This is a genomic window from Bradyrhizobium nitroreducens (assembly GCF_002776695.1).
GTDB lineage: Bacteria > Pseudomonadota > Alphaproteobacteria > Rhizobiales > Xanthobacteraceae > Bradyrhizobium > Bradyrhizobium nitroreducens.
The window spans coordinates 377,705-397,577 of the sequence record NZ_LFJC01000003.1 but is presented as its reverse complement, the minus strand read 5'-3'; the positions used below and the strand labels follow the sequence as shown (position 1 = coordinate 397,577).

General features: G+C 65.4%; 24 protein-coding genes. 13 read left to right on the top strand and 11 right to left on the bottom strand.

What is annotated here, in order from left to right; all coding sequences use genetic code 11:
• The 7 genes from TSA1_RS40895 to TSA1_RS01980 form a co-directional block, all read left to right on the top strand.
• Window positions 1-238: hypothetical protein (locus TSA1_RS40895; RefSeq protein WP_210421879.1), on the top strand; the 238-nt coding region annotated here is incomplete at its 5' end.
• Window positions 239-281: 43 nt separating this feature from the next.
• On the top strand, window positions 282-656 hold the full coding sequence (gene yajC / locus TSA1_RS02005; protein ID WP_100180922.1) for a preprotein translocase subunit YajC: 375 nt from the start codon (window positions 282-284) through the stop codon (window positions 654-656).
• Window positions 657-703: 47 nt separating this feature from the next.
• The gene (gene secD / locus TSA1_RS02000; protein WP_100174869.1) at window positions 704-2,305 is read left to right on the top strand and encodes a protein translocase subunit SecD; all 1,602 of its coding nucleotides are present in this window, start codon (window positions 704-706) and stop codon (window positions 2,303-2,305) included.
• A 10-nt stretch (window positions 2,306-2,315) separates the two neighbouring features.
• Window positions 2,316-3,335, top strand: a complete 1,020-nt coding sequence (secF, locus tag TSA1_RS01995) for a protein translocase subunit SecF (RefSeq protein ID WP_100174868.1) — start codon at window positions 2,316-2,318, stop codon at window positions 3,333-3,335.
• Window positions 3,336-3,395: 60 nt separating this feature from the next.
• Window positions 3,396-3,779 carry an Mth938-like domain-containing protein gene (locus tag TSA1_RS01990; RefSeq protein WP_100174867.1) on the top strand — a complete coding sequence of 128 codons (384 nt, stop codon included), beginning with the start codon at window positions 3,396-3,398 and terminating at the stop codon, window positions 3,777-3,779.
• Window positions 3,780-3,786: 7 nt separating this feature from the next.
• The gene (locus TSA1_RS01985) at window positions 3,787-4,650 is read left to right on the top strand and encodes a phytoene/squalene synthase family protein (RefSeq protein WP_100174866.1); all 864 of its coding nucleotides are present in this window, start codon (window positions 3,787-3,789) and stop codon (window positions 4,648-4,650) included.
• Window positions 4,651-4,695: 45 nt separating this feature from the next.
• Window positions 4,696-5,940, top strand: coding sequence for a threonine ammonia-lyase (locus TSA1_RS01980; RefSeq protein ID WP_100174865.1), 1,245 nt, complete (start codon window positions 4,696-4,698; stop codon window positions 5,938-5,940).
• Window positions 5,941-5,952: 12 nt separating this feature from the next.
• Here TSA1_RS01980 and TSA1_RS01975 read toward each other — a convergent pair whose 3' ends face one another.
• From TSA1_RS01975 to TSA1_RS01955, 5 genes are all read right to left on the bottom strand, one after another.
• On the bottom strand, window positions 5,953-7,131 hold the full coding sequence (locus TSA1_RS01975; protein WP_100174864.1) for an aminotransferase class V-fold PLP-dependent enzyme: 1,179 nt from the start codon (window positions 7,129-7,131) through the stop codon (window positions 5,953-5,955).
• A gap of 76 nt (window positions 7,132-7,207) precedes the next feature.
• Window positions 7,208-7,741, bottom strand: coding sequence for a CAP domain-containing protein (locus TSA1_RS01970; protein WP_245448078.1), 534 nt, complete (start codon window positions 7,739-7,741; stop codon window positions 7,208-7,210).
• A 113-nt stretch (window positions 7,742-7,854) separates the two neighbouring features.
• On the bottom strand, window positions 7,855-8,949 hold the full coding sequence (locus TSA1_RS01965) for a serine/threonine protein kinase (RefSeq protein ID WP_174718695.1): 1,095 nt from the start codon (window positions 8,947-8,949) through the stop codon (window positions 7,855-7,857).
• A gap of 7 nt (window positions 8,950-8,956) precedes the next feature.
• Window positions 8,957-10,384, bottom strand: a complete 1,428-nt coding sequence (gene trmFO, locus TSA1_RS01960) for a methylenetetrahydrofolate--tRNA-(uracil(54)-C(5))-methyltransferase (FADH(2)-oxidizing) TrmFO (RefSeq protein WP_100174861.1) — start codon at window positions 10,382-10,384, stop codon at window positions 8,957-8,959.
• Window positions 10,385-10,511: 127 nt separating this feature from the next.
• The gene (locus tag TSA1_RS01955) at window positions 10,512-10,664 is read right to left on the bottom strand and encodes a DUF1127 domain-containing protein (protein ID WP_007590701.1); all 153 of its coding nucleotides are present in this window, start codon (window positions 10,662-10,664) and stop codon (window positions 10,512-10,514) included.
• A gap of 688 nt (window positions 10,665-11,352) precedes the next feature.
• Here TSA1_RS01955 and TSA1_RS01950 point away from each other — a divergent pair.
• Complete coding sequence (locus TSA1_RS01950; RefSeq protein WP_100174860.1) at window positions 11,353-11,616, top strand: hypothetical protein; 264 nt, start codon at window positions 11,353-11,355, stop codon at window positions 11,614-11,616.
• A 75-nt stretch (window positions 11,617-11,691) separates the two neighbouring features.
• Here TSA1_RS01950 and TSA1_RS01945 read toward each other — a convergent pair whose 3' ends face one another.
• Window positions 11,692-12,516, bottom strand: coding sequence for a lytic murein transglycosylase (locus tag TSA1_RS01945; RefSeq protein WP_100174859.1), 825 nt, complete (start codon window positions 12,514-12,516; stop codon window positions 11,692-11,694).
• A gap of 129 nt (window positions 12,517-12,645) precedes the next feature.
• On the bottom strand, window positions 12,646-13,554 hold the full coding sequence (locus TSA1_RS01940; RefSeq protein ID WP_100174858.1) for a DUF2189 domain-containing protein: 909 nt from the start codon (window positions 13,552-13,554) through the stop codon (window positions 12,646-12,648).
• Between the two features lie 334 nt (window positions 13,555-13,888).
• Between TSA1_RS01940 and TSA1_RS01935 the strand changes: the two genes are divergently transcribed.
• Window positions 13,889-14,287 carry a DUF3597 domain-containing protein gene (locus TSA1_RS01935; protein ID WP_174718694.1) on the top strand — a complete coding sequence of 133 codons (399 nt, stop codon included), beginning with the start codon at window positions 13,889-13,891 and terminating at the stop codon, window positions 14,285-14,287.
• A 66-nt stretch (window positions 14,288-14,353) separates the two neighbouring features.
• On the opposite strand, the gene TSA1_RS01930 is transcribed toward TSA1_RS01935, so the two are convergent.
• On the bottom strand, window positions 14,354-14,623 hold the full coding sequence (locus tag TSA1_RS01930; protein WP_100174856.1) for a GNAT family N-acetyltransferase: 270 nt from the start codon (window positions 14,621-14,623) through the stop codon (window positions 14,354-14,356).
• Window positions 14,624-14,727: 104 nt separating this feature from the next.
• Between TSA1_RS01930 and TSA1_RS01925 the strand changes: the two genes are divergently transcribed.
• On the top strand, window positions 14,728-15,663 hold the full coding sequence (locus tag TSA1_RS01925) for a tetratricopeptide repeat protein (protein WP_100174855.1): 936 nt from the start codon (window positions 14,728-14,730) through the stop codon (window positions 15,661-15,663).
• 196 nt (window positions 15,664-15,859) lie between these two features.
• Window positions 15,860-16,255, top strand: coding sequence for an SPW repeat protein (locus TSA1_RS01920; RefSeq protein WP_100174854.1), 396 nt, complete (start codon window positions 15,860-15,862; stop codon window positions 16,253-16,255).
• Between the two features lie 49 nt (window positions 16,256-16,304).
• Here TSA1_RS01920 and TSA1_RS01915 read toward each other — a convergent pair whose 3' ends face one another.
• From TSA1_RS01915 to TSA1_RS01905, 3 genes are all read right to left on the bottom strand, one after another.
• Window positions 16,305-16,580, bottom strand: a complete 276-nt coding sequence (locus TSA1_RS01915) for a GNAT family N-acetyltransferase (RefSeq protein ID WP_100174853.1) — start codon at window positions 16,578-16,580, stop codon at window positions 16,305-16,307.
• Window positions 16,581-16,591: 11 nt separating this feature from the next.
• Window positions 16,592-17,107 (bottom strand): DUF3828 domain-containing protein, encoded by a 516-nt coding sequence (locus TSA1_RS01910; protein ID WP_100174852.1) that lies wholly within the window; start codon window positions 17,105-17,107, stop codon window positions 16,592-16,594.
• 97 nt (window positions 17,108-17,204) lie between these two features.
• The gene (locus TSA1_RS01905; protein WP_245448074.1) at window positions 17,205-17,660 is read right to left on the bottom strand and encodes a hypothetical protein; all 456 of its coding nucleotides are present in this window, start codon (window positions 17,658-17,660) and stop codon (window positions 17,205-17,207) included.
• Here TSA1_RS01905 and TSA1_RS01900 point away from each other — a divergent pair.
• Both TSA1_RS01900 and TSA1_RS01895 read left to right on the top strand, forming a co-directional pair.
• The gene (locus tag TSA1_RS01900) at window positions 17,659-18,156 is read left to right on the top strand and encodes a hypothetical protein (RefSeq protein ID WP_100174850.1); all 498 of its coding nucleotides are present in this window, start codon (window positions 17,659-17,661) and stop codon (window positions 18,154-18,156) included. The genes TSA1_RS01905 and TSA1_RS01900 overlap by 2 nt on opposite strands.
• Window positions 18,157-18,258: 102 nt before the next feature.
• Complete coding sequence (locus tag TSA1_RS01895; RefSeq protein ID WP_100174849.1) at window positions 18,259-19,866, top strand: acyl-CoA synthetase; 1,608 nt, start codon at window positions 18,259-18,261, stop codon at window positions 19,864-19,866.
• The last annotated feature ends 7 nt before the right edge of the window (window positions 19,867-19,873 follow it).

The following is a 19,873-nucleotide window of genomic DNA, read 5'->3' as shown; positions in this document are numbered from 1 at the left end:
GGAAGCCCCCTTGGGGCGTTTTGCCGCGACGGGGGCGGGCGGGCGGGCAGGGGTGCGGGGGCCTTTGCCGGCCGGGCTTTTGCTGAGGTTTTTGGGCATGTCCGAAGTTCCTGAGAATGCAGCCTTATCGGGCCTGACGGTGCGCCGCAAGGTGGCCAAATCGCCGGTCTGGCAGCGTTGCAATTGGGGCAATGGCCGCTATAGTCCGCGCGAATTTGACCGAGCCGGTCGCCTTTGAGGGCCTGACCGGCTTTTCCCCCGTTCTCACGAGGATCGTCCGAATGTTCATTACCCCTGCGTATGCCCAGGCCGCGGGCGCCGGTGACACCAACAGCATGTTGATGTCGCTGCTGCCGTTCGCCCTGATCTTCGTGATCATGTACTTCCTGATTCTGCGTCCGCAGCAGAAGAAGGTGAAGGATCACGCCGACCTCGTGAAGAACATCCGTCGCGGCGACACCGTCGTGACCTCGGGCGGCCTCGTCGGCAAGGTCACCAAGGTCGTCGACGACGACCAGATCGAGTTTGAGATTTCCGACGGTGTGCGGGTGCGGCAGATGCGCCAGATGATCTCGGGCGTGCGCGCCAAGGGCGAGCCGGCCAAGGAATCCAAGGATAGCAAGGAAGCCGCCAAGGACGACGCCGCCTCGAAGTGAGCGCGTCCGCGAGCATCTCAAGTCTCCCCATCTGACAGGTCCAGTCGATGTTGTATTTCACGCGGTGGAAGGCGCTCGGGATCATCCTGACGGCGCTGATCGTGTGCCTCTGCGCGGTCCCGAACTTCTTCCCCGAGGCGCAGGTCAAGACCTGGCCCGCCTGGGCGCAGCGGCGGCTCGTGCTCGGCCTCGACCTTCAGGGCGGCTCCTATCTGCTGCTCGAGGTCGATTCCAACTACGTGAAGAAGGAGCGGCTCGACCAGGTCCGCGACGACGTGCGCCGCGCCCTGCGCGATGCCAAGATCGGCTTCACCGGCGGCGTGGTCGTCCGCAATGACGCAGCCGAAGTTCGCATCACCAAGGAGACCGACGTTCAGGCTGCGCTCGCCAAGCTGCGCGAACTCTCCCAGCCGCTGGGCGGCCTGATGGGATCCAGCGGTCAGCGCGATCTCGAGGTGAGCGAGGCCGGCGGCGTGATCCGCCTGACCGTCCCGCAGGCCGCGATGCTCGACCGCATGCGCAAGACCATCGAGCAGTCGATCCAGATCGTCGAGCGCCGCGTCAACGAGCTCGGCACCGTCGAGCCCGTGATCCAGCGCCAGGGCAACGACCGCATCCTGGTGCAGGTCCCGGGTCTTCAGGATCCGACGCGCCTGAAGAAGCTGCTCGGCGAGACCGCGAAGATGGAATTCCGCATGGTCGACACGACCGTGTCGCCGGACCAGGCGCAAGCGGGCAGGTTGCCGCCGGACTCCGAGTTGCTGATGAGCGCGTCGCCGCCGCCGACGCCTTATGTGGTCAAGAAGCAGGTGCTGGTTGCCGGCGGCGATCTGATCGACGCCCAGGCGACCTTCGACCAGCGTACGAGTGAGCCGGTCGTCAGCTTCAAGTTCAATACGTCGGGCGCGCGCAAGTTCGCGCAGGCCACGCAAGAGAATGTCGGGCTGCCCTTCGCGATCGTGCTCGACAACAAGGTGATCTCCGCGCCCAGGATCAACGAGCCCATCACGGGCGGGCAGGGACAGATCTCCGGCAGCTTCACGGTCCAGTCCGCCAATGATCTCGCAATCCTGATGCGCGCCGGCGCACTGCCGGCGCCGCTGACCGTGGTCGAGGAGCGCACCGTCGGTCCGGGCCTCGGCCAGGACTCGATCGAGAAGGGCGAACTGGCCGCCTATGTCGGCTCGATCCTCGTCATCGTCTTCATGCTGCTGACCTACCGGCTGTTCGGCGTGTTCGCCAATATCGCTGTGGCCATCAACGTCGCCATGATCTTCGGCCTGTTGTCGCTGCTCAACGCCACGCTGACGCTGCCCGGCATCGCCGGCATCGTGCTCACCGTCGGCATCGCGGTGGACTCCAACGTGCTGATCTACGAGCGCATCCGCGAGGAGCTGCGCGGCGGCCGCAACGCGATCTCGGCGATCGACGCCGGATTCAAGCGGGCGCTGGCGACCATCCTCGATTCCAACATTACGACCTTCATTGCCGCCGCGGTGCTGTTCTACATCGGCACCGGCCCGGTGCGCGGCTTTGCCGTGACGCTCGGCATCGGCATCATCACCACGGTGTTCACCGCCTTCACCATGACCCGGCTGATCGTGGCCTGGTGGGTACGGTGGAAGCGGCCGCAGAGCGTGCCGATCTAGGAGCCTGATCGTGACTCACACCGTTCTCATCGGGCTCGGCGTCCTCATCGCCATTCTCACCGTGGTCGCGGCCCTTGGCCTGTTGCCGTCGTTGCGCATCGTTCCTGACGATACGCATTTCGACTTCACGCGCTTCCGCCGCATCAGCTTCCCGATCTCGGCAGCGCTGTCGATCGTCGCGATCACGCTGTTCTTCACCCACGGCCTGAACCTCGGTATCGACTTCAAGGGCGGCACGCTGCTGGAGGTGCGGGCCAAGTCCGGCGCCGCTGACATCGCGGCGATGCGCACGACGCTGGAGGGCTTGCGGCTCGGCGAAATCCAGCTACAGCAGTTCGGCGGTCCCGAGAACGTCCTGATCCGGGTTGCCGAGCAGCCCGGCGGCGACAAGGCGCAGCAGGACGCCGTACAGAAGGTCCGCACCGCGCTCGGTGATTCCATTGAGTACCGCCGCGTCGAGGTGCTCGGTCCGCGCGTCGCCGGCGAGCTCTTGGCCTACGGCATGCTCGGCCTGATGCTCGCGATCGTCTCGATCCTGATCTATCTCTGGTTCCGATTCGAATGGCAGTTCGCGCTGGGCGCCATGATCGCCAACGTGCACGACATCGTGCTGACGATCGGCTTCATGTCGATCAGCCAGGTCGATTTCGACCTGACCAGTATCGCGGCGCTTTTGACCATTCTGGGCTATTCGCTCAACGACACCGTCGTCATCTACGACCGTATCCGCGAAATGCTGCGTCGCTACAAGAAGATGCCGATGCCGCAGCTGCTCAACGAGTCCATCAACTCGACGCTGTCGCGCTCGATCATCACCCATTTCACGGTGACGCTGGCGCTGCTGGCGCTGCTCCTGTTCGGTGGTCACGCCATCCACAGCTTCACCGCGGTGATGATGTTCGGCGTGGTGCTGGTCGGCACCTATACCTCGATCTTCATCGCAGCGCCGATCCTGATCTATCTCGGCGTCGGCGAGCACCGCGAGGATGCGAAGGACGAGGCTGCGCCGGCGAAGAAAAGCAAGGCATGATCCGAACCGCATGCCCTCGCAGGCGTTTGCGAGGGCGGTAGGCTCATTCGGGCGAGGCATATGGCCGGCGATCCCAACGCACCGCATTTCCCGCGCTCGGCGCCGATCGAGGCCTATGGCAAGGGCGGCTTTGTCTTCGCCGGCATGTCGCACCGGGGCTCGCTGCTGTGCCTGCCCGAGGCGATCTGGGCCTGGGACGTGACGGATCCCGCGAAGATCGACCGCTATTCCCTGGACCGGGTGTTCGCAGCCGCGGGTGGCATCGACACGCTCCTGATCGGCACCGGGACCGGGCTCTGGCTGCCGCCGCCGGAGCTGCGCCAGGCGCTCAAAGCGGTGAGGGTGGTGCTGGACACGATGCAGACCGGCCCCGCGGTGCGCACCTACAACATCATGATCGGTGAACGGCGGCGGGTCGCGGCTGCGCTGATCGCGGTGCCCTGAACAGCACATGAGCAGTGCCGCGCCGCCGCCGGACAACGTTTCCTTCTGCGCCGATCTCGTGCGCAGCCACGACTTCCCGCGCTATGCCGCGACCCTGTTCGCGCCCGCCGCCGAGCGCCGTGCGCTGCTGGCGCTCTACGCCTTCAATGTCGAGATCGTCCGCGTCCGCGACCAGGTGAGCCAGCCCTTGCCCGGCGAGATCCGCTTTCAATGGTGGACCGATCTGTTCTCGGGCCTCGTCCACGGCAGTGCCGAGGGCAATCCGGTCGCGGCCGAGCTTTTGCGCGCGATCCGCGATTTCGACCTGCCCGTCGAGCCGCTCTCGCTGCTGGTCGACGAGCACCAGTTCGACCTTTACAACGACCCGATGCCGACCATGGCCGCGCTGGAGGGCTATCTGGCCGCGACCTCATCGGCGCTGTTCGGTCTCGCCGCGCAGGTTTTGGCGCCGTCATCGGAAGCGATCGAGCATCTCGCCCGCCATGCCGGGCTGGCGCAGGGCATCGTGCAGATCATCACGAACCTGCCGCGCGATGCATCGCACCGGCAGCTCTTCCTGCCGCAGCAGGTCCTGGCGAGCCATGGCTGTGAAATGGAGGATGTGTTTGCCGGCAGGGACACGGCAAACCTGCGTGCCGTGCTGGAGCAGCTCACGGGGGAGGCGCAGCAGCATTTGACCGCAGCCTTGTCGCTGCTGGCGGAGGTGCCGGCAGCGGTGCATCCGGCGTTCCTGCCGCTGAGCCAGGTCAGGGCCGATCTGAAGCGCCTGTCGCAGCCCGGCCGCAATCCGTTCGCGCCGCAGCCGACGTCGCGGCTGCGCACGCTCTGGACGCTGTGGCGGGCTTCACGTTCCCGAGAATTTACCAAATAGCGGCTGGCTTATCGCCTCGAACCGCCGGATGCTCTATGCTGTCCTATGACTGAGTTGTCCCAAACCACATCGCCGGACCTGAGCGGCTTTCCGGTCGCGCCAAGCGACATTCAGGCCGCGGCCGACACCATCCGCGGGGCCGTCGTCGAGACGCCCTGCAGCTACAGTCGCACGCTGAGCGGCATCTGCGGCTGCGAGATCTGGCTGAAATTCGAGAACCTCCAGTTCACCTCGTCCTTCAAGGAGCGCGGCGCACTCAACCGCCTGACCGCGCTGACGGCCGAGGAGCGCGCGCGCGGCGTCATCGCCATGTCCGCCGGCAACCACGCGCAGGGTGTTGCCTATCACGCCAAGCGGCTCGGCATTCCCGCCACCATCGTGATGCCGGTCGGCACGCCGATGGTGAAGGTCGAGAACACCAGGCATCACGGCGCGGAAGTGGTCGTCACCGGCGCGACGCTGGAGGAGGCGGCCGCGTTCGCGCGCAGCCACGGCGAAGCGAGGGGCATGATCTTCGTCCACCCCTACGACGATCCGCTCGTGATCGCAGGGCAGGGCACCGTCGGGCTGGAGATGATGAGAGCGGTGCCGGAACTCGATACGCTGGTCGTCCCGATCGGAGGCGGCGGCCTGATCAGCGGCATCGCCATCGCGGCGAAAGCGATCAAGCCGTCGCTGCGGATTTTGGGCGTCGAGGCCTGGCTCTATCCCTCGATGTACAACGCCATCCATGACGGCAATCTGCCGGCGCGCGGCGATACGCTCGCGGAAGGCATCGCGGTCAAATCGCCCGGCAAGATCACCACCGAGATCGTCCGCCGCCTCGTCGACGACATTGCGCTCGTCAACGAAGCCGAGCTCGAGCGCGCCGTCGCGACCCTGATCTCGATCGAGAAGACGGTGGTGGAGGGCGCCGGCGCCGCCGGCCTCGCTGCGCTGATGTCCGATCCGACCCGCTTCGCCGGGCATAAGGTCGGTCTCGTCCTGAGCGGCGGCAATATCGATACGCGGCTGATCGCATCCGTCCTCACGCGCGAGCTCGCGCGCGAAGGGCGCTTGACCCAGCTCTCGCTCGATATCCCCGACAGACCCGGACAACTGGCCGCGGTGGCCGCGCTGCTCGCCGAGGCCGGTGCCAACATCATCGAGGTCTCGCACCAGCGGACCTTTTCCGAGCTGCCGGCCAAGGCGACGCTGCTGCAGCTCGTCATCGAGACCCGCGATGCCGCTCATCTCGACGAGGTGATGGCCAGGCTCAGCGCATCCGGATTGAGCGCCCGCTGCACCTGAGCGGCGCGCAGTCTACCGCCGCGCCAAACCCGCCAGATGCGCGATCAGCCGGTCGATCTCGGCTTCCGTGTTGTAATAATGCGGTGATGCCCGCACGACATGCGGCAACGCGCGAAGCTCGGCATCGATGCGCGTGCTCGACGGATCGGATGCGCCGATCGTGATGCCGGCTGCAGCGGCGCTGGCGACAATGGTGTCCGCCTCGTGCCCGTCCATCGTGAAGCTGACGATGGCTCCGGGGGCGCGTCCGAGATCGCGCATGGTGACGCCGGAAACGGTCGCAAGGCCATTGCGAAGCCGGCCGGCAAGCATGCGGCAGCGCTGTTCGATCGGAGCGATGCCGATATCGAGCGCGTAGTCGACAGCCGCGCCGAGCCCGAGCCGGGCCGCGTAATTGTTCTCCCAGGTCTCGAAGCGGCGGGCATCGTCGCGTAGCCGATATTCATCGCGTGAGACCCATGGCGCGGCGAAGTGATCGATCATCGGCGGCTCGAGCCGTTGCAGCAGCGCCCGGCGGACGTAGAGAAAGCCGGTGCCGCGCGGGCCGCGCAGGAATTTGCGTCCCGTGGCCGACAGCATGTCGCAGCCGATGGCCTCGACGTCGACCGCCATCTGGCCGACCGCCTGGCAGGCGTCGAGCAGATAGGGAATACCGTGCGCCCGCGCGATCTTGCCGATCGCCGCGGCCGGATTGACCAGCCCGCCATTGGTCGGAACCCAGGTGATCGCGATCAGTTTCACCCGTTCGTCGATCATCCGCTCGAGCGCGTCGACGTCGAGCTCACCGCTGGCATCGCTCCGCACCACGTCGATGACGGCGCCCGTGCGCTTGGCGACCTGAAGAAAGGCGACATAGTTGGCGGCGTATTCGGCCTCGGCGGTCAGGATCCGGTCGCCCTTGCGAAACGCAAGCGAATAGAACGCCATCTGCCAGGCGACCGTCGCGTTCTCCACCAGCGCGATCTCGTCGGGTGCTGCATTGAGCAGGCGTGCCACCGAACCGTAGACCGCGTCGAGCCGATCGGACTCGCGGTCGGCGGCGGCATAGCCGCCGATTTCAGTCTCGAGGTCGATGTGTCCCTTCATCGCCGTGACGACAGGCGCAGGCATCAGGGCCGCGCCCGCGTTGTGGAGGTATACAAGCCGGGAGGCGGCTGGCGTGTCGGCGCGTATTCGGTCGAGGTCGATCACTCACGCCTCCGCTTGTTGCGATCTCGTGCATGGATTAGGCGCGTTGCCAAGCGCGAGCAAGATGGGCTGGCGCGGCTCAGATGCAGAGACCGAGCAGCTTGACGTGACAATTGCTGGGCTTCGGCTTGCTCGCGGGCGTCGCCTCGCGTTTCACGGCAACGAGGGGCTCCTTGTCCTTTTTCTTGCCTTTGCCCTTCGGCTCGTAATCGCCCGCGATCACCATGGCCCAATAGGTGCGCTTGCCGCTGGCGTTCTTGGCGCTGGCGATGCCGACGCGGGAGGCGTTGTGCAGTAACAGGTTCTTGCGGTGCCCGGACGAGTCGATCCACTGTCCCAGCGTCTTCTCGAAATTGTCGTAGCCGTAGGCGATGTTCTCGGCGGCGCGGCCGGCGCCGGCCGGCGCGACGCGGCGGTTGAAGGGGCCGAGCGCATCGTGACTGAGGTCGTCCTTCGCCGCCATCGCGCGGGCCTGGTCCATGGCGATGCGGTCGAGGGTTGAATCGCGCACGACGCGGACTTCGCCGTGCTTGAGGCGGAAGCTCGAGATCAGCTCGGCCGGTGAGTCCGCCATCGCGGCTGTGGCGTTGAGCAGCAGAAGGCCGGCGATCATTGCGCCAATCCCACCACGCGTCATTATCCACTGCCTGCGCATGACTCCACCGCCCCCAATTCTCCGACCGCTTCTCTATCGCCAATGTGGACGCTTCAAGGCGCGGCGGCCCGTCAGCTCGTCGGCAGGTCCGCCTCGAAATTGAAGCGGTCGCGCAGGTTCTTGCGCTGTTCCAGAATGTCCTTGAGGAACGCGCGGTCCTGGTCGTTCTTCATCATCGGCTCGATCAGGTCGAGCTGGTTCATGGCAACCAGCTGCAGGATCTCGGTGCGCGGCTTGCCGCTGGCGTCGCGTGGCAGCGCGTGCACCACCTGGATGTGTTCCGGCGGTTTCGGCCCCTTGGCGGCAGAAAGGTCGTTCCGCAACTGGCCTTCGAGCGTGGCCTGATCGGCTTCGACGAAGGCGTAGAGCCCGACGCCGGAGCGACGGTCGGCAAAAGCAACGATGGCGGTATCGCGTACGGCGGGATTCTTGCGGATCAACTCGGTCAGCACCGGCGCATCGTTGACCAGCCTGCGGCCGCCGCCCTCGCGGTCGGTGAAGTTGAACAGCCCGCGGGTGATGGCGCGGTAGACCTTCTTGCCGGTGGCGAGCCACAGGCTCGCGGCGAACGACTTCTTGGCGAGGATTTTTCGCTCGCGCGGGGTCAGTGCATCGGGCGCATAGGAGCGCTTGTGCTTGAGCAGATGCCGGAGGTCTTCGTAAGCGAGGATGCGATAAAGCCGGCCGCGTCTGTTGAAGCACGCGGCGAGCTGGAAGTCGGTGACATAGGCGCGGCCGTCGCGGCCGACCAGCCAGTTCTGTTCCTTGGCAAGATCGTTGTGGCAGATGCCGGCGCGGCGCAGCCGGCGCAAAGCCGCCTTGGCCGAGCGGAAATAGGCGAGGTCGCCGTGCGGCTTTGCCAGATGCAGCGCGACACCGTCGACGAAGCCGCGTACCAGCGCACGGCGTCCGGCCCATAGCAACTCGGGGCCGACGTTCAGGCCCTTGGCGAGCCGCAGTGCATGCTTCTCGCGGGCGAACAGATGGCGCGCCAGCAGGAATGACCACCACGGCACCTCGTCGAGCCGGCGCAGCACCGCATCGACCTCGCCGGTCTCGCCGCTGAAGCGGCCGCGCTCGACGGTCGAGAACACGTCGCGCTTGAGCAGCACGCCCTCGGTCCAGCGCGCCGACAGCGTCGCGGCGTCGTCTTTGGGGAGGCTCATCTTGAACTCACGCAGCGGCGGCGATGCGCAGGTGATCGGCGATCCAGCGATCGAGATCGGCGAGCGCCCGCGCGCTCATCGCCTGCTTCTTGGCCACCGTCTTTTCGTTGCCGCGCAGCCGCGTGCCGTCGGGCTTCTTGGTCGGCACGCTCGCGAGCGGCGGGAACAGGCCGAAATTGATGTTCATCGGCTGGAACGAGCGGGTGCCCGGCTCGATGGTCTCGATATGGCCGCCGGTGATGTGGCCAAGCAGAGATCCCAGCGCGGTCGTCGCCGGCGGGCTGACGAGCGTCTCGCCGCGCGCATCCGCTGCCGCATAGAGGCCGGTGATCAGCCCGACGCTGGCGGACTCGACATAGCCCTCGCAGCCCGTCATCTGGCCGGCAAAGCGCAGCCGCGGCTGCGCGCGCAGGCGCAACTGACTGTCGAGCAGCTTCGGCGAGTTGAGGAAGGTGTTGCGATGCAGGCCGCCGAGACGGGCGAACTCCGCTTTCTCGAGCCCGGGGATGGTGCGGAAGATGCGCTGCTGCTCGCCGTATTTCAATTTCGTCTGGAAGCCGACGATGTTGTAAAGCGTGCCAAGCTTGTTGTCCTGGCGCAGCTGGACGATCGCGTAGGCCTTGGTGGTGGGATCGTGCGGATTGGTGAGGCCGACCGGCTTCATCGGGCCGTGGCGCAGCGTCTCGGGGCCGCGCTCCGCCATCACCTCGATCGGCAGGCAGCCGTCGAAATAGGGCGTGTTGGTTTCCCACTCCTTGAATTCGGTCTTTTCTCCCGCGATCAGCGCGGCGACGAACCCGTCATACTGCTCCTTGGTCATCGGGCAGTTGATGTAGTCGGCGCCGTTGCCGCCGGGGCCGACCTTGTCGTAGCGCGACTGGAACCAGGCCACCGACATGTCGATGGATTCGCGATGAACGATCGGCGCGATCGCGTCGAAGAAGGCGAGCGCATTCTCGTCCGTGAGCTCGCGAATGGCATCGGCCAGTGGGGCGGAGGTGAGGGGGCCGGTGGCAACGATGACGTTGCTCCACTCGGCCGGCGGCAGACCTGAAACCTCGCCGCGGGCGATCTCGATCAGGGGATGTTCGTTGAGGGCCTTGGTCACCGCCGCCGAGAACCCGTCGCGGTCCACCGCCAGCGCGCCGCCGGCGGGCACCTGGTTGGCGTCGGCCGCCCGCATGATCAGCGAATCGAGCCGGCGCATCTCCGCATGCAAGAGGCCGACGGCGTTGTTGGCGGCGTCGTCCGAGCGGAACGAATTGGAACAGACGAGCTCGGCGAGCCCATCGGTGCGATGCGCCTCGGTCATGCGGGTCGGCCGCATCTCGTGCAGCACCACGGGCACGCCGGCCTTCGCGACCTGCCAGGCAGCTTCCGAGCCGGCAAGGCCGGCGCCGATCACGTGCACACTATTGGAATGGGGTCCTGTCATGGGGCGGACAGGTAGCGCTTTTCGGCGGGGAGTGGAATCGCCGAGATCGAGTTTTCTGCCTCCGGAAACGACAACGCCCGCACGAGGCGGGCGCTATCGGTCCGTTCCGGTGGAGGGCTGAACGATATCAGCCCTGGTACTGACCGGCGGCAACGCGCGGGATGTCCGAGCGATCGAGGCCGATATCGGCCAATTCGCGATCGCTGAGCTGGGACAGCTCGGCAACATTGCGCTGATAGTCCCGGAAGGCCTGGATCATGCGGATGAGCGAGAGCAGCATTGGTAGTCTCCTGTAGTTCGATTCAGCCCTTGCCCGAGCCTCATCGTTGAAATGAATATAGGGGAAGGTGGTGCAGTGCGAAAGTTCCGATGTTGCGATGCAGCTAAGCGAATGGCGCATAGCGGTGGTAACGAACGATTAACGCAAAGGCGCTCCTGCCCAAAGCTTGCCCAAGATCGCCGGAGAATTACGGTAAGTGTCCGTTAGTTCACGGGTTTATCGTGAGGCCTTTGATCTCGATCATCGCGGAAATAAGTTGCGGGCCGGTCGCCGGCAAGTCGCTCTTCCAGCTTCTAGACCCAAGTCCGACATGCGCGAATCGCATGCGCAGGGGTTCGTCAATATGAATCTATATTCACTATTTAGCCTGTAGTGTGAAAGCCGAGAAGGGCCTCTCAAGGCGGGAGCAAATTTCGCAGCAATGTGGGGGGAGGTCCATTCCAGGCCCTGCCCCGGCCGCTCCGCACCTCGGGACGGCGCAGCACCCACACGCTGGGCGTGTGGCTTGATGACAAGGATGTAATGAAAAACAGAATTTCCGCATGACGCTCTGCGCGGCGCGCAACATCACGCAATTCTCGCGAGGAATTTATTGCGGCAAGTTGCCGCGCCCGGAGGAAAGTCGTCTCGCAGAATCCGGCAATGTCGCTGGGGTCTGTCTCAAGAACAAGAGAAGGAAAGTAACGTCATGACGAAGTTACTCGGGGTTATCGCCATTGCCACCGTCGCGTTCGCCGTTGCGCCGGCCCAGGCCGCCAAGCACGCCATGGGCGGCTGCAGCTCGGCCAATCTGGAGAAGACGGAAACTGCGATCGAGGCCATGCCCGACGGCGACGGCAAGACGGTCGCCCAGAAGGAGATCGCCTCCGCGCAGGATTCGCTGCTCAACGGCAAGATGGGCGCCTGCGGCATGCACCTGAACAAGGCGATGCACGCCACCATGGGCAAATAGAACGTCGGGAAGCAAACGCGCGCAAGAGAGGGCCGGTCGCGCTGCGATCGGCCCTACGCGTCTTGTCGGGGGCAGTTACGGCGCGCGTGCCAGCTGGGTGGCGAAATAGGCGACGGTCTTGGAATAGACCTCGCTCTTGTTCCACTGCTGCAGCACCGCAAAATTGGGACTGCCCGGCTGCCAGTCCTTGCCCTTCTGCCAGCCGTAGCCGGCGAGGTAATTGGCGGTGGAGGCCAGCACGTCCGGCGCATTGTGCAGGAGATCGCGCTTGCCGTTGCCGTCGAAATCGACGGCGTATTTCAACCAGGACGACGGCATGAACTGGGTCTGGCCGAGTTCGCCGGCCCAGGCGCCCTTCATCTCGGCGGGCGCGAGATCGCCGCGCTGGACGATACGCAGCGCGTCCATCAGCTCGGCGCGGAACTGCTCGGCGCGCCGGCAGTCATAGGCCAGCGTTGCGAGTGAGCGGATCGTGGCGAACTTGCCGGTGTTGACGCCGAAATCGGTCTCCAGGCCCCAGATCGCGACCAGGACCTCACCGGGAACGCCATAGGCCTGCTCGATGCGCGATAGCACCGAGCCGTATTGCTTCATCATGTTGGAGCCGCGCTGCATGCGCGGCGGCACCATGCGGCCGGAAAACTCCTCGAAGGTCTGGGTGAAGACCTTTTGCGACTTGTCACGGTTCAGCACGCTCTGATCGAGCGTCACGCCGGCCAACCCGGCGGTGATGGCCTGCTGCGAGATTCCCTTCGCCGCGGCGTCGGTTTTGAAATCCGCAAGCCAGGCGTCGAAACTGCCCGAACCGCAGGCAACCGCGGCAAAGGCTGGCTGGGCGGACAGGATTGAGGCGGAGAGGGCGAAGGCTGCGAGAGCGAGACGAGAAATCGTCGAGGTCATTCGAGGTAATGAATTCCGTGAGCGATCTGGCCGGCGCACGCAATCTCGGTCGGAACCGCGGCCAAAGCAAGGCGTGCGCGCGGTCGCGATCCTGCCCGAGCCGGGGCAGGATCGCATGTCACGATATCGTCAGGCGTCCGTCTTGTTACGCCAGGGGAAGAGGTTGGCCGGGAAGTCTGCTGCGGGCTTGCGCGGACGCTGCGGCGGGGGCGGCACCGGACGTGCACCGGGCTCCGAGACGATCACCTTGCGGTAGAGATGCCAGGTGGCATGGCCGAGCAGGGGGATCACCACGGCAAGGCCGAGGAAGGCCGGAATCGTGCCGAGCGCGAGCAGCACCGCCACGATCAGGCCCCAGGCCGCCATCGGCACCGGGTTTCTGGCGACGACGCGCAGCGAGGTGCTCATGGCCTCGAACGCGCCGGCATGGCGGTCCAGCATCAGCGGGAACGACACGGCGCTGATACAGAGCGCGGCGAGCGCGAACAGGAAGCCAGTACCGCAGCCGACCACGATCAGCCACCAGCCTTGCTGCGTCGTCAGCACGCGCGTCATGAAGTCCGACATGCCGGTCACGCCCTCATACCCGAACGCCGCGACATAGATCGCCTGCGCGGTCGCAACCCAGGTCACGAACAGAGCGAGCAGCAATGTCCCGAGGCCGAGCATCGCCCCGAAGGAGGGCGAGCGCAGCACTTCCATGGCGTCCCAGGCGCTGGCTTCTTCATAGCGTTCGCGCCGGCTGGAGAGTTCATAGAGACCGAGTGCCGCGAAGGGACCGATCAGGGCGAAACCGGCGGCCAGCGGAAACAACAGCGGCAGCACCGAATAGCCCATGACCACGCGGGCGAGCACGAGGCCGAGCAGCGGGTAGATCACGCACAGGATGATGGCGTGGCTCGGCACCGCCTTGAAGTCTTCCCAGCCGCGCCTCAGCGCATCGTGCAGATCGGAGAGCTGGATGGTTCGGATCACCGGTCCAGCCGCGCCCGCGGGCTGGGCCATCGTTGGGACATTGCCCTGGTAGAGTGTGGCCATGGTCGCTAGCTCCCTTGCCGAGCGGCCGAATCCGGCGCCGGCAAACGGCGCGAGCGGCCGCCATTCTTGAGTTTAGCGAGTCCGACCAGACGCGAATTCCGGAAGGCATCGCGAGCTGAACGCGAAGCGTACGCCTATTTCCGAGTCCTGTCCCTCACGCTTGGGTGAGATTCGATGCCGCAGCGCAACCTCGACGACGTCATTCGGTCGTCATTTCGCCGCAGATAAGCTGATGCTGCGCAGTGGTTCGCGGAACTTCGCGGGCGCAACGCAGTAACTTGGTCTATAAGTGCCACTCAAGGCCCTTCCAACGGATCCTTTTCGGGGAGCAGACATGAGCATTTTCGGGAAAATCATGAGCGCGATCTTTGGCACCCAGCCGGCTTCCGCCGCGCCCGCCGGTGGCGCAGCGCCGGGTAGTGCGCCCGCAGGAGGTGCCGCGCCGGGAGCGCCGGCGTCCGCGCCGATGGCCGCCGTCGATGTGGCGGCGATCGTCGACAAGGCGGTGGCCGCGCACAAGGGCGAGAAGCTCGAATGGCGCACCTCGATCGTCGACCTGATGAAGGCGCTCGACATCGATTCCAGCCTCGCTGCGCGCAAGGATCTCGCCAAGGAGCTCGGCTACACCGGCGACATGAACGACTCCGCCAGCATGAACGTCTGGCTGCACAAGCAGGTGATGTCCAAGCTCGCCGCCAATGGCGGCAAGCTGCCGCCGGAGATCAAGCACTGAACGCAAGCACGGACCGAACGCCGGTCGTGCCGGAAGGGCCCGCGATTCTCGCGGGCCCTTTTGCCTTCAGGCGACCAGATCCGCATCCTCCGGATGCCTGTCGAGATAATCGACGACGAAGCCGCAGCCGGCGATCACCTTCCTGCCGTCGCGGCGGATCAGATCCAGCGCGCCCTTGACCAGCTCGGAGCCGATGCCGCGGCCGCGCAGCGCGCGCGGCGTCTCGGTGTGGGTGATGATGACCGCCGTCGGGCTCAGCCGGTAATTGGCGAAGGCGACCTCGCTGCCGACATCGAGCTCGAAGCGGCTCCTGTCCTTGTTGTCGCGTACCGCCATGCCGGGTCCCCTCGAAGCGCTGTGTCTTGAGTGATCTAGGCGCCTGAACCGGCCCTTGCCAAGGTGCGACCAAGGGAGGTTGCCGCAGAGGAGATATCTCGAAAATGCGTGTCCGGCTCAGCCTCGTCGCGCTGCTCGCTGTACTCGCTTCGAGCGCGCCGGTCCCTGCTGCGGCCGAAGGCGGTCCAGCCTGGGAGGCTTGCTTTGCGCTGGCCAGCACACCGGACGCGCGGGTCAAGGCCTGCTCCGCCGTGATCGACACCAAAAGCGAGACCGGCAAGCGGCTCGCCGGCGCCTATTGCAGCCGCGGCCACGGCCTCACCGAGAAGCGCGAGCTCGAGGCTGCGCTGTCCGATCTCGACGAGGCGGTCAGGCTCGATCCGGACTATGCCTGTGCCTACAACAATCGCGGCCGCGTCTACAGCTTCAAGCGCGACTATGATCGTGCCATTGCCGAGTACGACCAGGCCATCAAGCTCGATCCGTCGCTGGCGATGGCCTACAACAATCGCGGCGAGTCCCGCTTCAACAAGGGCGACCTCGACGGCGCCTTGGCCGATTTCGATACGGCGATCAAGCGCACCCCGAATTACGCCATGGCCCATAGCAACCGCGGTCTCGTCTATTACCGCAAGCGCGACATGGCCCGCGCGCTCGCCGATTATACGATGCGGATCAAGCTTGCGCCCGATCTGCTCGCTTATATCGATCGCGGCAACGTCTATCGTGACAGCGAACAGCTCGGTCGCGCTGCTGCAGACTATGGCGAGGCCATCCGCCTCGCGCCGACCGACGCGCGCGGCTGGCGCAATCGCGGGATGATCCGTCTCTTCCAGGGTGACTTCAAGGGTGGTCTGTCCGACTACGACAAGGCGCTGCAATACGATCCTTCCGACGTCTATTCCTGGAATAATCGAGGGCAGGCCCGCCTGCGGCTCGGTGACAAGCAGGGCGCGATCGCCGACCTCCGGAAGGCGCTGGAGCTGGAGCCCGGCCTTGCGTCCGCGCAGGACTCGTTGCGGAAGCTCGGCGCGCTGTAGCCGTGATGCGGTAGCTCATGACCGCCGAATACCGCTGGTCGTCGAAATAATCCTCAAGTCCGGTCTTGCGCCGCCGCCGGCGGTTCCCACGTCCTTTCCAGGACATACGTCCGAATGCGGCCGGCAGGGTCGCTGAGACATTCGGAGTGTCGTGATCGCCAGCCGCCGACGTGTGCCTCTGTCATAGGAGGGTACGATGTCGGACTTTGGTTTCTTGAATACTCATCGGACATGGGAAGACTGGTGCGGGATGCTGCTCGGCGCGATGATCGTGGCTTCGCCATGGTTTCCCGTCCAGGATGCGGCGATCACCGGCGACCAGACGGTGATCCTGAATGCGGTCGCAATCGGCCTGGTCGTCTTTGGCATCAGCCAGCTCGAATATGTCGCCTTGCAGCGCTGGCAGGAGGTGACGACGATCCTCGTCGGGCTGTGGCTGATCGGCTCGCCCTATGTGCTCGGCTATTCCGGCGAGGGCTTTCTGCGCATCTATCACACCGGCCTTGGCGCCGTGCTCGTGCTGCTCGGCATGCTGCAGCTGTGGCAGGACTGGGACATGACCGACCAGGACATGCTCAGGCATGGACAATAGGCCGTAGATATCGGCAGGCCCGTCGGCAGCAGGCGGCGGGCCTGTACGCTCAGCTCGTCACGAGATCCGCATAGTCCGGATGCTTCTCGATCCACGCCTTCACGAACGGGCATTGCGGGATCAGCTTCAATCCGGCGGCGCGGACCTGGTCGAGCGCGCCCTGCACCAGCTTCGAGCCGACGCCCTTGCCGCCGAGCTCCTTCGGCACGTCGGTGTGCTCGAACGTGATGATGTTGCCGTCGCGCTTGTAATGCTCGGTCGCGAGGTGACCGTCGACCTCGAGCTCGAAGCGGTGATGCTCCCGGTTGTCGATGATTTCGCTCATGTCGTCTCCGCTCAGCTCTTCAGCGAGTCCGTCAGCATCTTGCGGATCGACCAGGCCTCGCCGCCGGAGGAGCCCTTGATGTCGTCGATCTTCCAGCTGCTGGCCTCACGCACGAAGTCGTAACGCACGATCTGGTCGGCGGGTTTCCGGTCGCTGCGATGGCTGGTGATGGTGACCGCGATGGTTGCCTTGTCGGCTTCCATCTTCTCCGCGTCAATCTTGAAGGATTTCACGTCCGGTTCCTGCGAATTGGTGACCGGATCGAAATCGACCGGCCCGACATCGCCCTTCGGCGTATGGGCATCCGCCTTGGCCCACAGCGCGACGAGTCCCTTGGAGAGGTACTTGGCCTTCGCGGCCCTGTTCTCGATGACGAAGCCGCCGCCGCCATCGCCCTTGCCCTTGGCCGCACGGGTGTAGATCGCGGTCAGGACCGCGACGGGATCGCTCGCGGCCGGAGTCTCGGCGAAGGCGGGCGCGATGCCGGCGAACAGAGCGGCTGCGACAAGGGTGCGGCGGGTGAGCATGGGATGTCCTGGAAATGATGTCCTGGGAAGGTGCCGAGCACGACCGCCCGGAGCGGCCGGCGTCCATCCCTATGGACTGATGTGAACGCGGTTCGGTTCAATCGACGGCTTTGGCGAGCCTGGAGTCTTCGGGCGGCTGTTGCGGACGCAGGCATCCCTGGCAGATGACGAGGGAGCGGTTGAGCCGGGCATCCTGCTCGGCCTCGCTGGCGTCCTGCGCTTGCCACCATTCCTTCGATTGGGGCTGAAGACCGGCCTGCGATCGGGTGCCTTCGGATCGGGCCAGATTGCGCGTCGGCTGCGAAGCGACACGCGGCCGATTGGGATCCTCACCCGCGCCGTCCCAAGCCAAGCGGCCGGGCCTGAAGGCGGAATCGGACGCCAGATGCGCCTGAGGGCCAACGGCACATCCGGCGAGCGCCAGCGACAACAGGAGGAGGGCGGGCGCTTTGACCATGATGCGGGACTCTGTCGGCGAGAACTGAGCGAGGTTGCGCTGATCATGTTTAAAATTCCCTGAACGGTTGCAGCGGCAGCGGCGACCAACGCCCATGCGCCATCTCTTGCTTCTGCTCGCCCTGATCGCCTCCGCCGCGCGTGCCGAGGATGCAAAGCCCTTCAATCCGTCCGATTATCCGCCCGGCGTGCAGCAGGCGCTGCGCTACGCCAATGAGGAATGCGCCAGCCAGGACGGCGGCGAGGTGACCTTCGCGCCTGGTACGGTGCGCAGGATCGACCTCACCGGTGACGGACGCGACGACTACATCGTCGATTTCAGCGAGACCAAATGCGGAGATCGCGAGACCACCTATTGCGGAACCGGCGGCTGCGTCATGAACATCCTGGTCGCGCTGCCCGACGGCAGCGTGCGCAAGGTGTTCGATGGCTATGTCCGCAGCTACACGATCGTGGCCCCGCCGGTGAAGCGCGGAGCTGCGCGAACCGTTCGCTTTGATCTGCATGGCAGCTATTGCGGCGGCTTTGGTGCGCAGGCCTGCGTCAAGCAGAAGGCGATCTCGGCGACGCCGTTCGCGTTCAAGCAGCCGTAGAGCAGGTGTGCGGCCGGCGGCCTTGCAGGGGCGCGGGCGATGGCGATAAATGGGCAGCAATGAGTGGATGGTCGCGCCGTCCGCCCTTGAAGAGGAATCCCCATGCAGCCCCTGCGCATGTCCCGCCGCGTCATGAATCTCGCTTACATGCTGACCCAGAATGCGCGGCGGCATGGTGCGCGTCCCGGTTTCGTCTGGGGTGACAGATCCTGGAGCTGGCGGCAGATCGATGCGCAGGTCTCGGCGCTGGCGGCTGCGCTTGCCGCGCGCGGCATCGTCAAGGGCGATCGCATCCTGGTCCATTCCAAGAATGGCGACGAGATGTTCTTCTCGATGTTCGCCGCGTTCCGGCTCGGCGCGGTCTGGGTGCCCACCAATTTCCGCCTGATGCCGGATGAGGTGACCTATCTCGCACAGGCCTCGGGGGCGAAGGCGTTCCTGTGCCATGTCGATTTTCCCGAGCATGCCGCGGCCGTGAAGGGCGGCGCGCTGGAGTTCACCTGGAGCATCGACGGCAAGGGTGCGTTCGGCGAGACGTCGGTTGCTGAGGCCATCGCCTCGCGAGCCGGGGAGGTGGTCGAGAACGTCGCCGTCGAGCACGACGATCCCTGCTGGTTCTTCTTCACCTCGGGCACGACAGGCCGTTCCAAGGCCGCGGTGCTGACGCATGGCCAGATGGGCTTTGTCGTCACCAACCATCTCGCCGATCTCACGCCCGGCGTCACCGAGAACGACGCCTCGCTGGTGGTGGCGCCGCTGTCGCACGGCGCCGGCGTACATCAGCTGGTGCAGACCGCGCGCGGCGTCTGCACCGTTCTCTTGCCGACCGAGAAGTTCGACATCAACGAGGCGTTCCGCCTGATCGAGGCGCATCGGGTTGCCAATCTCTTCACCGTGCCGACCATCCTGAAGATGATGGTCGAGCACCCCGCCGTCGACAAATACGATCATTCCTCGCTGCGTCACGTCATCTATGCGGGCGCGCCGATGTACCGCGAGGATCAGAAGACCGCGTTGAGGAAGCTCGGCAAGGTCATCGTGCAGTATTTCGGCCTCGGCGAGGTCACGGGCAACATCACCGTGCTGCCGGCCGCGCTGCACGATCCCGAGGACGGCCCGCATGCGAAGATCGGCACTTGCGGCTTCGAGCGCACCGGCATGCAGGTCTCGATCCAGGACGACGAGGGGCGCGAGCTCGCGGCCAACCAGAGCGGCGAGATCTGCGTGATCGGGCCTGCGGTGCTCGCCGGTTACTACGACAATCCCGAAGCCAATGCGAAGGCGTTCCGCAACGGCTGGTTCCGCACCGGCGACCTCGGCCACATGGACGAGGAGGGCTTCGTCTACATCACGGGACGCGCCTCCGACATGTACATCTCCGGCGGCTCCAACATCTATCCGCGCGAGATCGAGGAGAAGATTCTGACGCATCCCGCGGTCGGCGAGGTCGCGGTGCTCGGCGTGCCCGATGCGACCTGGGGCGAGGTCGGCGTTGCCGTCTGCGTTGCGCGCGAGGGCGAGAAGGCGGTGAGCGAGGCCGAGATGGCGGCGTTCCTCTCGCCCAAAGTGCCGCGCTACAAGATGCCGAAGCGCTTCTTCTTCTGGGAGGCCTTGCCGAAATCCGGCTATGGCAAGGTGCCGAAGCGCATGGTGCGCGACGAGCTCGAGGCGCGCGGCCTGCTCGATCTCGACAAGACCAAGGCAGGCTGAGCATAGG

What these genes read in the sequence shown, in the direction of transcription:
- TSA1_RS01955 (WP_007590701.1), bottom strand. Translation starts at nt 10,664, where the DNA reads ATGCTGCTCTCGCTCATCCGCATGATCCAGGCCTTCCGGGACTATCAG.
- TSA1_RS01895 (WP_100174849.1), top strand. Translation starts at nt 18,259, where the DNA reads ATGCAGCCCCTGCGCATGTCCCGCCGCGTCATGAATCTCGCTTACATG.
- TSA1_RS01950 (WP_100174860.1), top strand. Translation starts at nt 11,353, where the DNA reads ATGACGAAGTTACTCGGGGTTATCGCCATTGCCACCGTCGCGTTCGCC.
- TSA1_RS01920 (WP_100174854.1), top strand. Translation starts at nt 15,860, where the DNA reads ATGTCGGACTTTGGTTTCTTGAATACTCATCGGACATGGGAAGACTGG.
- TSA1_RS01935 (WP_174718694.1), top strand. Translation starts at nt 13,889, where the DNA reads ATGAGCATTTTCGGGAAAATCATGAGCGCGATCTTTGGCACCCAGCCG.
- TSA1_RS01985 (WP_100174866.1), top strand. Translation starts at nt 3,787, where the DNA reads ATGAGCAGTGCCGCGCCGCCGCCGGACAACGTTTCCTTCTGCGCCGAT.
- TSA1_RS01910 (WP_100174852.1), bottom strand. Translation starts at nt 17,107, where the DNA reads ATGCTCACCCGCCGCACCCTTGTCGCAGCCGCTCTGTTCGCCGGCATC.
- yajC (WP_100180922.1), top strand. Translation starts at nt 282, where the DNA reads ATGTTCATTACCCCTGCGTATGCCCAGGCCGCGGGCGCCGGTGACACC.
- TSA1_RS01930 (WP_100174856.1), bottom strand. Translation starts at nt 14,623, where the DNA reads ATGGCGGTACGCGACAACAAGGACAGGAGCCGCTTCGAGCTCGATGTC.
- TSA1_RS01940 (WP_100174858.1), bottom strand. Translation starts at nt 13,554, where the DNA reads ATGGCCACACTCTACCAGGGCAATGTCCCAACGATGGCCCAGCCCGCG.
- TSA1_RS01925 (WP_100174855.1), top strand. Translation starts at nt 14,728, where the DNA reads ATGCGTGTCCGGCTCAGCCTCGTCGCGCTGCTCGCTGTACTCGCTTCG.
- TSA1_RS01905 (WP_245448074.1), bottom strand. Translation starts at nt 17,660, where the DNA reads ATGGGCGTTGGTCGCCGCTGCCGCTGCAACCGTTCAGGGAATTTTAAA.
- TSA1_RS01915 (WP_100174853.1), bottom strand. Translation starts at nt 16,580, where the DNA reads ATGAGCGAAATCATCGACAACCGGGAGCATCACCGCTTCGAGCTCGAG.
- secD (WP_100174869.1), top strand. Translation starts at nt 704, where the DNA reads ATGTTGTATTTCACGCGGTGGAAGGCGCTCGGGATCATCCTGACGGCG.
- TSA1_RS01945 (WP_100174859.1), bottom strand. Translation starts at nt 12,516, where the DNA reads ATGACCTCGACGATTTCTCGTCTCGCTCTCGCAGCCTTCGCCCTCTCC.
- TSA1_RS01970 (WP_245448078.1), bottom strand. Translation starts at nt 7,741, where the DNA reads ATGATCGCCGGCCTTCTGCTGCTCAACGCCACAGCCGCGATGGCGGAC.
- TSA1_RS01990 (WP_100174867.1), top strand. Translation starts at nt 3,396, where the DNA reads ATGGCCGGCGATCCCAACGCACCGCATTTCCCGCGCTCGGCGCCGATC.
- TSA1_RS01900 (WP_100174850.1), top strand. Translation starts at nt 17,659, where the DNA reads ATGCGCCATCTCTTGCTTCTGCTCGCCCTGATCGCCTCCGCCGCGCGT.
- TSA1_RS01980 (WP_100174865.1), top strand. Translation starts at nt 4,696, where the DNA reads ATGACTGAGTTGTCCCAAACCACATCGCCGGACCTGAGCGGCTTTCCG.
- TSA1_RS01965 (WP_174718695.1), bottom strand. Translation starts at nt 8,949, where the DNA reads ATGAGCCTCCCCAAAGACGACGCCGCGACGCTGTCGGCGCGCTGGACC.
- trmFO (WP_100174861.1), bottom strand. Translation starts at nt 10,384, where the DNA reads ATGACAGGACCCCATTCCAATAGTGTGCACGTGATCGGCGCCGGCCTT.